Source organism: Streptomyces sp. NPDC048718 (genome assembly GCF_043198875.1).
Taxonomy (GTDB): domain Bacteria; phylum Actinomycetota; class Actinomycetes; order Streptomycetales; family Streptomycetaceae; genus Streptomyces.
Genome location: NZ_JBICVG010000011.1, coordinates 202,515 through 216,785 on the forward strand (window position 1 = coordinate 202,515; position 14,271 = coordinate 216,785).

The 14,271-nt window shown below is 73.0% G+C and carries 12 protein-coding genes; 4 read left to right on the forward strand and 8 right to left on the reverse strand.

Annotated features, from left to right (window positions below; translation table 11 throughout):
- Window positions 1–193 precede the first annotated feature (193 nt).
- On the forward strand, window positions 194–1,825 hold the full coding sequence (gene aceB / locus ACGFRB_RS22080; RefSeq protein ID WP_393245167.1) for a malate synthase A: 1,632 nt from the start codon (window positions 194–196) through the stop codon (window positions 1,823–1,825).
- Window positions 1,826–1,973: 148 nt separating this feature from the next.
- Here the strand turns inward: aceB and ACGFRB_RS22085 are convergent, their stop codons facing one another.
- Window positions 1,974–2,351, reverse strand: a complete 378-nt coding sequence (locus tag ACGFRB_RS22085; protein WP_363005957.1) for a hypothetical protein — start codon at window positions 2,349–2,351, stop codon at window positions 1,974–1,976.
- 110 nt (window positions 2,352–2,461) lie between these two features.
- Here ACGFRB_RS22085 and ACGFRB_RS22090 point away from each other — a divergent pair, with 110 nt between their 5' ends.
- Together ACGFRB_RS22090 and ACGFRB_RS22095 are read left to right on the forward strand one after the other, a co-directional pair.
- Window positions 2,462–3,460: a sigma-70 family RNA polymerase sigma factor gene (locus ACGFRB_RS22090; protein WP_393245169.1), complete on the forward strand. Its 999-nt coding sequence runs from the start codon at window positions 2,462–2,464 to the stop codon at window positions 3,458–3,460.
- A gap of 134 nt (window positions 3,461–3,594) precedes the next feature.
- Entirely contained in the window at window positions 3,595–4,287 is a 693-nt protein-coding gene (locus ACGFRB_RS22095; protein WP_393245171.1) for a nitroreductase family protein, read from the forward strand.
- A gap of 83 nt (window positions 4,288–4,370) precedes the next feature.
- On the opposite strand, the gene ACGFRB_RS22100 is transcribed toward ACGFRB_RS22095, so the two are convergent.
- Together ACGFRB_RS22100 and ACGFRB_RS22105 are read right to left on the reverse strand one after the other, a co-directional pair.
- Window positions 4,371–6,299 (reverse strand): hypothetical protein, encoded by a 1,929-nt coding sequence (locus tag ACGFRB_RS22100; protein ID WP_393245173.1) that lies wholly within the window; start codon window positions 6,297–6,299, stop codon window positions 4,371–4,373.
- A 114-nt stretch (window positions 6,300–6,413) separates the two neighbouring features.
- Complete coding sequence (locus tag ACGFRB_RS22105; protein ID WP_393245175.1) at window positions 6,414–7,541, reverse strand: hypothetical protein; 1,128 nt, start codon at window positions 7,539–7,541, stop codon at window positions 6,414–6,416.
- Window positions 7,542–7,763: 222 nt separating this feature from the next.
- Here ACGFRB_RS22105 and ACGFRB_RS22110 point away from each other — a divergent pair, with 222 nt between their 5' ends.
- A complete protein-coding gene (locus ACGFRB_RS22110) occupies window positions 7,764–8,393 on the forward strand; it encodes a hypothetical protein (protein WP_393245177.1) in 630 nt (209 codons plus the stop codon).
- A gap of 305 nt (window positions 8,394–8,698) precedes the next feature.
- Here the strand turns inward: ACGFRB_RS22110 and ACGFRB_RS22115 are convergent, their stop codons facing one another.
- The 5 genes from ACGFRB_RS22115 to uraD form a co-directional block, all read right to left on the reverse strand.
- Window positions 8,699–10,162 (reverse strand): nucleobase:cation symporter-2 family protein, encoded by a 1,464-nt coding sequence (locus ACGFRB_RS22115; protein ID WP_393245179.1) that lies wholly within the window; start codon window positions 10,160–10,162, stop codon window positions 8,699–8,701.
- 364 nt (window positions 10,163–10,526) lie between these two features.
- On the reverse strand, window positions 10,527–11,918 hold the full coding sequence (locus tag ACGFRB_RS22120; RefSeq protein WP_393245181.1) for an 8-oxoguanine deaminase: 1,392 nt from the start codon (window positions 11,916–11,918) through the stop codon (window positions 10,527–10,529).
- A 214-nt stretch (window positions 11,919–12,132) separates the two neighbouring features.
- Window positions 12,133–13,071 carry a factor-independent urate hydroxylase gene (pucL, locus tag ACGFRB_RS22125; protein ID WP_393245183.1) on the reverse strand — a complete coding sequence of 313 codons (939 nt, stop codon included), beginning with the start codon at window positions 13,069–13,071 and terminating at the stop codon, window positions 12,133–12,135.
- Window positions 13,072–13,077: 6 nt separating this feature from the next.
- The gene (gene uraH / locus ACGFRB_RS22130; RefSeq protein ID WP_393245185.1) at window positions 13,078–13,512 is read right to left on the reverse strand and encodes a hydroxyisourate hydrolase; all 435 of its coding nucleotides are present in this window, start codon (window positions 13,510–13,512) and stop codon (window positions 13,078–13,080) included.
- Window positions 13,509–14,117, reverse strand: a complete 609-nt coding sequence (uraD, locus tag ACGFRB_RS22135; RefSeq protein WP_393245186.1) for a 2-oxo-4-hydroxy-4-carboxy-5-ureidoimidazoline decarboxylase — start codon at window positions 14,115–14,117, stop codon at window positions 13,509–13,511. The genes uraH and uraD overlap by 4 nt, the downstream gene beginning before the upstream one ends.
- Window positions 14,118–14,271: the final 154 nt, after the last annotated feature.

A 14,271-nucleotide genomic window follows, 5' to 3' on the forward strand; every position in this document is an offset into this window, starting at 1 on the left:
GTGGTGTCGACCTGAAGACTTCCGGAAATCGACAACCGTTGAACTTCCACAATGAGAAAACTAGTATCCATTTCCCAGAACCGCCTGGCCCCGACTCGTCGCCCGCGCCCCTCCCTGGCGGCCGCCCGCCACCGCCCTCGAAGTCCGCGAGATCCACGAAGCCCGCGAAGTCCGCTGAAGGAAGTGACCGTTCATGTCCGCACCAGCGCCGTCCTCCCCGGTCGTCGTCGAAGCCGAGTCCCTGCCGCGCCAGGAGGAGGTGCTCACCGGCGAGGCGCTCGCGTTCCTGGCCGAGCTGCACCGCCGGTTCACCCCGCGCCGTGACGAGTTGCTCGCCCGCCGCGCCGAGCGGCGTGCCGAGATCGCCCGTACGTCCACCCTGGACTTCCTGCCCGGGACCGCGGCGATCCGCGCCGACGACTCCTGGCGGGTGGCGCCCGCGCCGGCCGCCCTGAACGACCGGCGGGTCGAGATCACCGGCCCGACCGACCGCAAGATGACGATCAACGCGCTGAACTCGGGCGCCCGGGTCTGGCTCGCGGACTTCGAGGACGCGTCGGCCCCCACCTGGGAGAACGTGATCCTCGGTCAGGTCAATCTGATCGACGCGTACACCCGGAACATCGACTTCACGGATCCGCGGTCCGGCAAGTCGTACGCCCTGAAGCCGGCCGAGGAACTCGCCACGGTCGTCATGCGGCCGCGCGGCTGGCATCTGGACGAGCGCCATCTGACCGTCGCGGGCCGCCCGGTCCCCGGCGCGCTCGTCGACTTCGGCCTGTACTTCTTCCACAACGCACGGCGGCTGACCGACCTCGGCAAGGGGCCGTACTTCTACCTCCCGAAGACCGAGTCGCATCTGGAGGCCCGCCTCTGGAACGACGTCTTCGTCTTCGCCCAGGACTACGTCGGCATCCCGCAGGGCACCGTCCGTGCCACGGTGCTCATCGAGACCATCACCGCCGCGTACGAGATGGAGGAGATCCTCTACGAACTGCGCGATCACGCCTCCGGGTTGAACGCGGGCCGCTGGGACTATCTGTTCTCCCTCGTCAAGAACTTCCGTGACGCGGGCGAGCGTTTCGTGCTGCCGGACCGCAACGCGGTGACGATGACGGCCCCGTTCATGCGCGCGTACACCGAACTCCTCGTCCGCACCTGCCACAAGCGCGGCGCGCACGCGATCGGCGGCATGGCGGCCTTCATTCCGTCCCGCAAGGACGCCGAGGTCAACAAGGTCGCCTTCGAGAAGGTCCGGGCCGACAAGGACCGGGAGGCGGGCGACGGTTTCGACGGATCCTGGGTCGCCCACCCGGACCTGGTGCCGATCGCCATGGCCTCCTTCGACGCGGTGCTGGGCGACAAGCCGAACCAGAAGGACCGGCTGCGCGAGGACGTCCACGTCACGGCCCCGGAACTCGTCGACATCGCCTCGCTCGACGCCCGGCCCACCTTCGAGGGGCTGCGCAACGCCGTTCAGGTCGGGATCCGTTACATCGAGGCGTGGCTGCGCGGCATCGGCGCCGTCGCCATCTTCAACCTGATGGAGGACGCCGCCACGGCGGAGATCTCGCGCTCGCAGATCTGGCAGTGGATCAACGCGGGCGTGGAGGTCGAGCACGACGGTGCGACCGTGAAGGTGACACCGGAGCTGGCCCGCGAGGTCGCCGCACGCGAACTGGCCGCGATCCGCGCGGAGATCGGCGAGGAGGCGTTCGCGGCCGGTACCTGGCAGCAGGCTCACGACCTGCTGTTGCGTGTCTCGCTGGACGCGGACTACGCGGACTTCCTGACCCTGCCCGCGTACGAACAGCTCGTCGGCTGACCACCCTCCGGCGCCCGGACCCCGCTGCGGGCCCCGCCCCACCCCCGTACGCCATGGGGGCGGGACCCGCGGTCACGGTCGGTCCGGGCACCGGGACCGAAGCGATCCGGATCGAAGAGGGCCGGGTCGGAGGGGGGCCGGACGGGGCTCAGCGGCGGGAGACCGCGGCCAGCGCCAGCACGCTCAGGCCGAACATCAGGACCCCCAGGGGGAGATGAACCGACGGAACGTGCGCGATGCCGAGCACGACCTGGACCGAGGCGAGGACCAGGAAGCCCGACGCGTACCAGATGGGCCGAGGCGATCCACCGCCCGGCTTCCACGCCAGGACCGCCGCGAGGACGTACAGCATCGACGCCGCGTACATCACCCGGGCTCCCACACCGTGGATCGTCTCCCCGTAGGAGGCGGTCAGCAACAGCCCTGCGGAGACCGCCTGGAGAAAGATGGTCAGCGTCTGCAGGGCGATCGCGATCCGCAGGAACGAAGAGCCGCGCCGTGCCCGCGCCGTCACCTCGGTGGCCATGTCACAGTCCTCTTTTCCGCCCTGGAGACATCGTCTTCGGGCAGTGGATCGATAAGGTCTCACCCGTCCGACGAAACAGGGCCGCGAAAGGTAAGGCGAGGGTGCGGGGAATGACGAACGGGGCAGCCGGCGCCGACGAAGTCGCGGGCGAGCGACCTCAACTCTTCAATGTCGCCTACCGTTTGCTCGGCTCGCTCACCGAGGCCGAGGACGCCGTCCAGGACGCCTACGCGCGCTGGTACGCGATGCCGCGCGCCCGGCGCGCGGAGATCCGCTCCCCCGGCGCCTGGCTGACGACGGTGACCGGCCGGATCTGTCTGGACCTGCTGGGCTCGGCGCGGGCCCGCCGGGAACGCTATGTCGGCGCGTGGCTGCCCGAGCCGCTGCCCGACCGCACCGAGGAGGACCGGCCGGCCTGTGCCGGCCCGGCCGGCGCCGCGGACCCCGCCGACCAGATCGTGCTGGACGAGTCGGTGGACATGGCCTTCCTCGTCGTCCTGGAATCGATGACGCCCGCCGAGCGGGTGGCGTTCGTCCTGCACGACGTCTTCCGGTACCCGTTCGCCGAGATCGGGGGTGTACTCGACCGTACCCCCGCGGCCTGCAAGCAACTGGCGGCCTCCGCCCGGCGGAGGGTCGGCGCCGCCACGGGCCTCCCGGGCCCCGCGCGCCCCGCAGGGCCGGTGCGCGCGCCGGTCGCGGTGGCCGACCGGACCGGCCGGACCAATCGGACCGACCGGGCCGACCGGGCCGATGTGGTGCGGCACGTCAAGGAGGCGTGGGAGACGAAGGACATCCCCGCCCTCGTCGGACTCCTCGACCCGGCCGCCGTGATGACCGTCGACGGAGGCGGGCTGGCCGGCGCCGCCCTGCGCCCGGTCGAGGGCGGTGCGCGCATCGCCCAGTATCTGGTGGCCCTCGCCGACAAGGCCCCGGGGCTCGACATCCGGGAGCGTTCGGTCAACGGCATGCCGGGCCTGGTGGCCCTGCTCGGCGGGGTCGTCGTGACCGTGGCCGCGTTCGACGTCTCCGACGGGCGCGCCACTCGGATCTGGGGGTGCCGCAACCCGGAGAAGCTGGGAGCGTGGGTGCGGCCCGAAGAGGCGTAGGGGCTGTCCGGCTCTTCGGATGACGCGAGGGCCGGCTCCGGCACCGAACCAGGGCCTGCCCCGATTCGGACCACTCGGGGATTCAGCCGGTTCGGGCATTTACCCCGGGCCTCCCCTCGTGCTGTGCTGCCCGCATGGACCAGCCCCATGAGCCGACCGGGACACCGATCGCCACCCTCGCCCACCCCACCGTGCCGCACCGGCCGTTGGCCGTACCGATCGGGGAGGCGGAGAAACGGGCCCGTGCCTTCCACCAGGTGATGGCCCGCCGGCGTACCGTGCGCGACTTCTGCGGCCGCCCGCTGCCCGAGGGCGTGCTGGAGTGGGCGATCCGTACCGCCGCCACCGCGCCCAGCGGGGCGCACGTCCAGCCGTGGCGTTTCGTCGTGCTCACCGACCCGGAGCGCAAGCGGCGACTGCGCGAGGCCGCCGAGGCGGAGGAGCGGGAGTTCTACGGCCGCCGCGCGTCCGCCGAGTGGCTGGAGGCCCTGGCGCCGCTGGGCACCGACTGGAGCAAGCCGTTCCTGGAGACCGCGCCCGCCGTGATCGTGGTCTTCGAGGTCCACAAGGGGCCCGACACGCCCCGCCCCTACTACACCAAGGAGTCGGTCGGCATCGCCGTCGGCCTGCTGCTTGCCACGCTCCATCAGGCGGGTCTGGCGACCCTCACCCACACGCCGAGCCCGATGCGTTTCCTGAACGAGGTCTGCGACCGTCCGCCGGAGGAGCGTGCCGCCTATGTCATCCCGGTCGGTTATCCGGCCGAGGACGCGCGCGTACCCGACCTCCGCCGCAAGACCCTGGACGAGGTGATGGTGCGGCTGTGATCCGGCCACGACTCCCCACGCGCGCGTACCCGCGCAAGGAAGGAGATCGGCCGGATCCGCCAAGGGGAGGAATGCGGCGCGGCTCAGGACACGCTGACGCCGAGAGGGGTGAGGACGCGGGCGGTCTCGTGCGGGTCGGCGGCGTTCATGGCGGCGACGAGGGCCGCCGCTCCGCCGGGCCAGGCGGCGGCCGCCGTGTCGAAGGCGGTACGGCGCGACTCCAGGGGCCCCTTCTTGCCGGGCAGCGCGTCGAGCACCCGCAGGGCCCGGGCCTCTGCCGGGACCTCCCCGGGCGCCACCGGCTCGCCGCTCCGGCGCAGTGTCTCCTCCGCCCGGGCGCCGACGACGGGGTGCGCGAGGAGGCCGCGCAGCACCCCGGCGGGGGCGGCGGACAGATCGAGGACGTCGAGCAGGCCACGGGTGGCCGCGGCGTCGGAGGTACCCCGGTTGACGGAGCCGATGGCGCCGAGCAGCGCGGACCAGGCCACGTCGCCGTCACCGTGGGCCCGCAGCCAGTCGCGCAGGACCCGCCGGGCGGCGGCCGGGGGCCAGACCGCGGCGGCGGCCACCAGCGGGGCCGCGTCCCAGCCGTCCGTCTCCCCCGGTCCGGGGACCACGACGCCGCGGATCGCGAGCATGTGACGGACCGCCGCGCAGCCGCGCGGGCCGAGCCCGAAGGCGTCCCCGCGCCGGAAGACGAGGCCGGTCGCGGCGAGCCGGTCGACCACGGTGGCCAGCGCGCGGGCCGGACCGTCGAGACGGGCGCGGTCGGCGTCGCCGACGCCGGGGGTGCCGAGCAACCGGGCGAGTTCACCGGCGGTGGGGGTGGTGTACGCGGGCGAGCCGGGCAGCGGTACCCGTACCGGTGCGTCCTCCAGAGCGGGGTCGACCGTCCAGTCCTCGAACTCGGCGGCGCGGCGGGCCACCGACTCCGCCGAGCAGCCGCGCTGGTAGAGCGTGTAGACGAGATGGGCGGCCTCACCCCCGTAGGGGCCGGCGTCGGGGGCCGGGTCCGTCCCGGTGAGGGCGTCGACGGCGGTCGCGAGCAGATCGGCGTCCCGTTCCGTCCGCGCGTCCGCGCCGGGGACCGCGGGTGCGGACGGGTCGGCGGCCCCTTCGGCCACAGCCCTCGTACCTCCCGCGTTTCCCGCTTCCCCCGGTTCACCTTCCGGTTCCTCTGGTCTCTCTGGTCCCTCTGAATCCGTGAAGCAGAGGGCGGGGGGCGGGAGCGGTACGGCGACGTCCCCGTAATAGTCCAGGTGTTCGCCGAGCAGCGCGTCGGCGAGGGCGAGATGCGGAAGATCCTCCGGTCCGGGCGCGAGGTACGCGTACGGTCCCGCGAGCCCCTCGGGCAGTCCGGCCGCGGTCCACCGGCCGAGGAGCGCGTGGGCGACGGCCCCGATGCCCCGCGCGACGTCGTGGTCGGCGAGGAGCGGCCCCGCGGCCGGGGAGGCCTCGGCGTCCCGGACGTACGCCCTGGTCAGCACCTCGGCGAGGAGGACGTCGGCGACGGCGGTCCGTCCCGCGAGGTCGGCCCGCCGCGCTCCGTCGGGCACCGGTACCCGGCTCAGCCGGGCCAGCCAGGCCCGTACCGCGCCGGGGTCGTCGGCGTCGACGCCCTCGGTCCGCAGCAGTCGGGCGTACCAGCGGGGCCAGGTCAGGTTGCCGGGGTCCGTCATGGCCCGTTCGAAGTCGGCGGTGGACTGGTCGACGGCTTCCTCGACCCCGGTCCGGTCGGCCCCGTCGAACCGCCGGGCGAGCGCCCGCAGGACCGCCGGATACACGGTCAGTTCCGCCGGGTCCGCCCAGACGAAGGAGGGCAGGTCTTCCACGAGCAGCCGCCGCGCCAGATCGGGGGTCGGCTCGGGGACTCCGCTCGCCCGGTCCGCCCCGTGCAGCGCCAGCAGTCCGAGCACGGCGTCCACCGCCCTGACCGCTCCCGGCCCCCGGAACTCCGGGTTCGCCTCCAGGAACGCGTCACGACCGGTGTTGGTGAGCACGATCTCGGCCACGCTTCCCAGCGTAATTCGGGGCGCGGCGGCGCGCGGCGCGGGCGGGGGGCGGTGCGGCCGGGTGGGTCATTCCGCAGCGCCGGACGGGTCATGCGCCCCGGCGCGGCGGGCGGGTCATACCGCCCAGTCGTCCGGTGGCCACCCGCGCAGCCGGCGGACGACATACGCGAGGTGCTGGCCGTGGGCGGCACGGGCCCACGCCTCCGGGCCGCCCGCGCCTCGGGGGCCCTGCCCCTCGGCGCAGGCCCGCAGCCAGCGTTTCGGCTCGCTGTCGGGGGCCGCGTCGAAGTCCTCGGTGGCGACGAGTTCCCTGGCCATGGCCCGTACGGCCGTATGGTGGTCCGCCCCGCACGCCGGAGCGCGGCCGAGCAGGTACGTACGCTCGCCGGTGAGCCGGAGCAGACCCCAGGGCGGGCCGTCGGGGATGACGCGCGGCCGCCGGACGCCGCGCGGGTGGGCGGCCGCGTAGTCGCCGTGGACGAGGGGCAGGCGGCGTCCGTCGGGCGAGCGGGCCGCCAGGTGCCACAGGTCCCAGTCGTACCGCTCGGCCTCGGCGAACGGCGCCCCGTAGCCGTCGGGTGCCCCTTCCGTCCCGGGGCAGGAGCCGGCGAGGACGCTCACGGTCCGCCAGGGGTGGAGCGGACCGAGCCGGGCGAGGGCGTCCAGGGCCCGCTTCTCCGCGAGGCGGAACGCGTGGTCGTCCTGGACGGCGTCGAGGTCGATCAGCAGGTCGAGCGGGAGGCCCGTCGGTGCGCTCCGGGCGAGATGACCGATCCGTGCGAGCAGGTCCTGGAGGCGGTCGGCGAGGTGCCCGTGGCCGGGCGGAGCCGGGACGACCCGGATCCCCATGCCCCGTCCGTCCCCGCAGGTCAGGGCGGCTTCGACGCAGGCCGTCTGCTGCCACACGGGCCGCTCCACTCCGGTGACGGGGCGCAGCGGGGTGCCGGGCAGTACGTCGCGCAGCGCCGACACGACGACCGGCGGATCGTCGCCACCGGTCCCGCCACCGGCCTCGCGGCCGGTCTCCCGGCCGGCGGCGTCCCACCAGGCCGGTCCGGCGCCCTGGTGGTGGGCGACGGTGGCGAGGAGGTCGCGCAGCGGGCGGCGGGGCCGGGCCGGGTCGGGTGGCGGGACGGTCCACAGCGGCGCGATGGCCGCGCGTGCGGACGGCGCGAGGTCCCGGTACGCCGTCAGCGCGCTTCTCCCTGTGGGCAGGACGGGTATGTACGTCGGCTCGGCCATCGGCTCCCCCAGCGCCCTCGGCAGGTGCCCCGTTCGCAGGGTGAGGCCATGGGGCCGGGCCGGGAAAGGGTGCCGTTCCGGCCATGATCGGCCGCGCGGCGAAGGGGGCGGGAGGGCCTCACGGGTCCCCGGGGAGGCCGCAGGACGGCTGTGGCGAGTGCGTTGTCAGTGGGATGCGCTTCACTGGTTCCATCACTCTCCGTAATCGATATTGGGGGAATCGTGACGGACCGTACGACGTATGTGTCCCTGGCCGGGGTGCGCGAGCGCGGCTGGAGCGACGAGATGATCGACTCGCTGCTTGGGCAGGCCGACGTACAAGGCCGGGATCCGCGCCGCTGGTCGCTCGCGCCGGTGCGGCTCTACCTCCTCGCGCGGGTCGAGGCCGTGGAGCGCACTCCGGAGTTCGCCTCGTCGGCCGTGGCGAGCCGGGCCTGGGCCGCCTCGCTGGCCGCGGCCGAGCGCCGGCGCAGGGCGGTGCTCGCGGCCGTCGGCGCGGCGCCCATCGAGGTCCCGCGCATCGAGGTGGCGGAGCTGGAACGGCGCGCGTTCCGGCACCGGCATCGGCTGGAAGCGGCGCGCGGGCCGGGCGGCTCGGGGCAGGGCACGAGGCCGGGCGGCAAGGGCCGGGGCGCGGGGCGGGGCATGGTGCCGAGCGCGATGATCCGCTGGCAGGTGGGCTATCTGCGGTACGCGCTCACGCGCTACGACTGCCTGCTCGACGGGCTGTACGGGGACACCGGCCGCGCCGAGGCCGAACAACTGCTGCGGCGGCGTGTGTACGAGGCGATCGCGGCGGCGTATCCGCATCTGGCGCGCGAATGCCGGCGGCTCATGGGGGACGCGCGGTGAGCCCCCGTCACGGCCCGCCACCGGGGAGGCGTGGCGCCCCTCGGCGGGCGGGGGCGGGCCGGGCGTGGCCGGTGGCCGCCGCGCTCGTCACGCTCGTCGGGGTCGTCGCGCTCGCCGGGGCCGCAGGGGTCGCACCGGTCCTGGCCGTACCGGCTGGTCCGGCCGAACCGGCTGCCCTACCGACCGTCCTGGCCGCCCCCGTCCGGGTGACCGTCGTGGCACCAGGGGCGCGCGGGCGCCCGTCCCTGGTGGTCCCGGGCTCCGCGTGCCCCGCGAAACCCAAAACCAGGGGGCGGCCGGGCGGTTCAGCGGGGGCGGGCGGCCTTCGCCGCGCGGGTCCCGGAGATCTCGCCGACGGGTTCCATCGGTGCCGTGACCGTGTCGTCGTCCCGGTTCCCGCCGATGTGGTTGAAGACCAGGTTGAGCACGACGGCGGCGACACAGCCGGTGGAGATGCCGGAGTCCAGGATGATCTGCGCCGTCGAAGGGAAGGCGTGGTAAAAATCCGGCTTGGTGATCGGGATGATGCCGACGGCCAGCGAGACCGCGACGATCAGGACGTTGTTGTCCTTCTCCAGGCCGGCCTTGACCAGGGTCTGGATGCCGCTGGCGGCGACCGAGCCGAAGAGGACGATGCCCGCGCCGCCGAGCACCGGCCGGGGGACGACCGAGATCAGCGAGGCCGCCACCGGCGAGAGGCCCATCAGGACCAGGAAGCCGCCGCCGCAGGCCACCACGAAGCGGCTGCGGATACGGGTCATCGCGACCAGGCCGATGTTCTGGGCGAAGGCGCTGCACATGAAGCCGTTGAACAGCGGGCTGAGCGCGGAGCCGAGAGTGTCGGCGCGCAGCCCGGCCGCGATGGTCCGCTCGTCGGCGGGCCGGTCGACGATCTCGCCGAGCGCCAGCATGTCGGCGGTCGACTCGGTCATGGAGACCAGCATGACCACGCACATGGAGACGATCGCGGCGGCGGCGAACTGCGGGGCACCGAAGTGGAAGGGGTTCGGGAAGCCCACCAGTCCGGCCTCGCGCACCGGGCCGAAGTCGGCGGCGCCGAACGGGAGGGCGAGGAGGGTGCCGATCACCAGGCCGACCAGGACGGCGATCTGCTTGAGGAAGCCCCGGGTGAAGCGGCGCAGCAGCAGGACGACGACGAGGGTGAGGCCGGCGAGCGAGAGGTACGCGGCCGAGCCGTAGTCGCCGGCCTTCGGGTCGGGGCCCTGGGCCCAGCCGAAGGCGACCGGCAGCAGCGAGACGCCGATGAGGGTGATGACGGTGCCGGTGACGACCGGCGGGAAGAAGCGCACCAGCCGGGAGAACCAGGGCGCGGCGAGGAAGCCGAGGAGTCCGGCGACGATGATCGCGCCGAAGATGACGGGGAGGGCGTCGGCCCTGTCCCTCGTGGTGTCGACGATCGCCAGCATCGGGGCGACGCCGGCGAAGGTGACGCCGTTGACGAAGGGCAGCCGGGCGCCGATCCGCCAGACGCCGAGGGTCTGGAGGAAGGTGGCGAGTCCGGCGGTGAAGAGGCTGGCGCCGGTGAGAAAGGTCAGTTCGGTGGCGGAGAGGCCGACGGCCGCCCCGACGATCAGCGGCGGGGCGACGACCCCCGCGTACATGGCGGCCACGTGCTGGAGGCCGCTGGTCAGCATCTTCACCGGGGGCAGGGTCTCGTCGACCGGATGCCTGGTCCGGTCGCCCTCGGGGACGGAATCCGCGTCGGGATCCGCGTCGGGTGTGAGGGGGGTCTGGGGGGCGGCGGCCACGGCGGTCCTCCGGTCGGTGACGCGGGGGTCGGGGAGGTGGTGCGATGCGGTGCGCGGTGTGGAAGGTACGGGAGGTGCGGGAGGTGCGGGAGGTGCGGGAGGTGCGGCTCGTCGCGCGGACGGTACGGGGGTGGCGCGGGAAGGACGTGGTGGCGCGCCCGGTGGACCGGCCGGGTGCCTGCTGGCGGTGCGGGCACACATGCGGCCGTGCCGGGGTTGGGGTGGCCGGGGTGCCGTCCGCCCGTGGCGTACGGCGGTTCCCGGCCGCACCGCCGGGGAGGCTCTCCCGGATGCGCGGCTCCCGGCCGGCCGGGAGCCGTCCCTCCCGGCCGGACACTGCCCGAAGACCCGAAGGCCCGAAGACTCAGTCCCGGCCGGCGATACGGGCCAGGCGCCGGGCCTCTGTACGGGCGTCGCGCGCGATGCGGTCCTCGTCGGCGGTGAGCAACCGGCCGTTCTCGACGATCTGCCGGCCATGGACGAAGGACGCGGTGACCGGGGCCGGCGGGCCGAGTACCAGGGCGGCCACCGGGTCCGCGATCGAGGAGTGACCGAGGCCGTCGAGCTTCCAGAGCACCAGATCGGCGAGCTTGCCGGGTTCCAGGGAGCCGAGGGCGTCGGCGCGGCCGAGGACCCGGGCCCCGCCGTGGGTGCCGAGGCGCAGCGCCTGCCGGACGGTGAGCGCGGCCTCGCGGCGCGGGCCGAGCCGGCCCACGAGCAGCGCGTTGCGCAGTTCGGTGTGCAGTTCGCCCGACTCGTTGGAGGCGGTGCCGTCGACGCCGAGGCCGACCGGTACACCCGCCTCGAGCATGTCGGGGACGCGGGCGATTCCGGCGGCGAGGCGCGCGTTGGACGAAGGGCAGTGGGCGACGCCGGTGCCGGTGCGGGCGAAGACCGCGAGGTCGGTGTCGTTCATATGCACGCAGTGCGCCATCCACACGTCCGCGCCGAGGAATCCGGTGGACTCGAAGTAGTCGGTCGGGCCCATGCCGAACAGCTCGTGGCAGAACTTCTCCTCCTCCACCGTCTCCGAGCCGTGGGTGTGCATCCGTACGCCGAGCCGGCGGCCGAGCGCCGCGCCCTCGCGCAGCAGTTCGGTGGAGATGGAGAAGGGCGAGCAGGGAGCGACGGCGACCTGGGTCATCGCGCCGAAGGAGGCGTCGTGGTGGCGCCGGACGGTCTCCTCGGTCGCGGCGAGCGCGCCCTCGGTGGTCTCGACGGCGAAGTCCGGCGGCAGCCCGCCGTCCCGCTCGCCGCGGTCCATCGAACCGCGCGCGAGAGTGAAGCGGACGCCCAGGTCGCGGGCGGCCGCGATGATGGCGCCGGACAGATCGCCGGTGCCGCGTGGGTGGATGTAGTGGTGGTCCATGGCGGTGGTGACACCGCCTCGGGCCATCATGGCCAGGGATGCCTCGGCGGCCGTCCTGACCATGGGCTCGTCGATCCGCGCCCAGGTCGGATAGAGCGCGACCAGCCAGTCGAAGAGGTTGTGGTCGGTGGCGAGGCCCCGGGTGAGCCACTGGTAGAAGTGGTGGTGGGTGTTGACCAGGCCCGGCGTCAGCAGATGGCCGGTGGCGTCGATCCGCCGGTCCACGTCCGCCAGTCCCCCGGGGGCCGGGCCGGCGCCCAGGGACTCGATCCGCTCGCCCGCGATCACGAGATGCCCGGTGGCGTACTCGGTGTCGTCCGCGTCGATGGTCGCGATCGCCGCGTTCTCGATGACGATCCGCCGGGGTGGTACCGAAGGTGCTGCCATCACTGTTCTTCCTTCGCTGCGGGAGGGACGGTCGGGCACGAGGGGACCCTGCGGCGCGCCCCGCCGGTCACGCCGGTCACGCCGGTCGCACCGAGATCGGGAACGCGGGCCTTCGGCGGTTGCCGGCCTTGGTGCGGGCCGTGCCACGGGCTGTTCCCTCCGGCCCGGCGGACCCCCGCCCGGCCCCCGGGACGGGTGGGGGTGGGCCGGGGCCCTAGAGGTTGGTCATGTCGACCGGGATGCGCGCCGTGGCGCCGTCCCTCAGGACCGTGGCCTCGATAAGGCCGTACATGCGGTCGGCGGCGTAGTAGACCTCGTTGTCGTTCTTGAGGCCGAAGGGTTCGAGGTCGACCAGGAAGTGGTGCTTGTTGGGGAGCGAGAAGCGGACCTCGTCGATCTCCGCGCGGTGGGTGATGATCCGCGAGGCCATCTGGTAGAGGGTCTGCTGGAGCGAGTACGAGTACGTCTCGGCGAAGGCTTCGAGCAGGTGCTTCCTCGTCTGCTCGTAGGACCGCTCCCAGTCCGGCATCCGCTGCTCGTCGTCGGTCCAGTTGAACCGCCAGCGGCCGGAGACCGTGGTGGCGAGGATGCGGTCGTACGCCTCCTGGAGGGTGGTGTACCGGTCCTTGATGTAGCCCCAGAACTCCGAATCGGTGGAGTTCATGACGACGAGGTCCTTGAGGCCGGAGATCACCTCCCACCGCTCGCCGTCGTAGGTGATCTGGGTGACGCGGGTCTCCTGGCCCTTGCGGACGAAGGAGTGGTCGGCCCGGTTCGCGCCGGTGGGACGGGAGTCGGCGTCGGAGCCCGCTATGCGCTCCCAGGCGTACTCCTCGATCCGGATCCGGGCCCGGTGGATCGGCTCCTGGCTGGAGACGAAGTGGCGGGCGAGGTGGATACCGAACTGCTCGGCGGATTCGATGCCGTACTGCTTGGCGAACGCGAAGACGGTGTTCTTCGTCGTGTCGGTGGGGAGGCAGTGGGCGTTGGAGCCGGTGAGGTGGACGTCGGACAGGTCGCCGGAGAGGGCGACGGAGACGTTCAGGTCCTTGATGTGATGGGTGGCGCCGTCGCGGGTGATCCTGACGACGCGGTTCTCCGCCTTGCCGTACTGGTTCTGGCCGAGGACCACCGGGTCGGATGGGGCTGTCATGGTCTGCTAGCTCCCTCGGTAAACGGAGTAGCCGAACGGATTGAGCAGCAGCGGTACGTGGTAGTGCTCGCCCGGGACGACGGCGAAGGTGATCGCCACTTCCGGGAAGAAGACACCGGCCGTACCGCTGTCCCGATTCGCGGGGGCGTCCTGCCGCACCTCGGCTTGCCTGTTCTGCCTGCTCTGGTCGCTCAGGTTGCTCAAGTCGCTCAGGAAATACGCCTCGGTCCCGAAGTCGAGGCGTACATGGGTCGTGCCCGCCGGCAGGGCCGGGAGGTCCTTGCAGCGCCCGTCGGCGTCGGTGGCGGAGCCGCCCAGATCGGTCCAGTCCCCGCCGGAACCGGCACGGGCGGCGAGCGCGACCGCGACGCCCCCGGCCGGGCGGCCGAGGCTGGTGTCCAGGACGTGGGTGGACACGGAGGCGGTGGTGCCGGAACTCATCGGTGCGTCTCCTCTGTCTCCACGGATTCCACGACCTTCTCGGTTTCCACGGATTCAACGGATTCCACGGATTCCACGGATTCCGTGGTCTCCCCGGGATCCGTGGCTCCCACGAGACGGCTCAGCCGGATGCGATTGATCCTGCCCAGTTCGGCGCGGGCGATCTCCCGCTCCCGCTCGGGCGCGTTGCCGATCCGTTCCCGGAGCGCGTCGCGCATCTGTTCGCCGGTTCTTCCGGTGGCGCAGATGAGGAAGACATGGCCGAAGCGGTCCTGGTAGGCCAGGTTGAGTTCGAGCATCTCGGCTCTCAGCTCCGGGGAGGCACCGGCCATCCCGCGCTGCTCGCGCGAGGAGGCCGGATCCCCTTCCTTGGGACGCCCGATCGGCGGGTGGCCCGCCATCGCCTCGGCCAGGTCCTCGGCGGTCAGTCCGGCCGTGGCGACGTCACTGGCGAGGAGCAGGGCTTCGACGGAGGCGTACGGGCGCCGGGCGAGGATCGCGCGCCCCCACGCCGAGCCGGCGCACACCTCGTGGAGCGCGGCGATGGCGTCACCCTCCGCCGAGGTGTTGAACCGGGTGAGGCCCGGTGTCGTACCTGGAGTCACGGGATGCCTCCGTGGCCGTTTTTCACTGTGCGTCGGAAGGGCTGCGGACAGCTAACGCCCTCCGCAACATCACGTCAACAGTTTGTTGAAAACCCGGTGACAGGAAAGCCGCCACCCCGGAACACGGGCGACGGCTTATGGTCGTCGAGAGCCG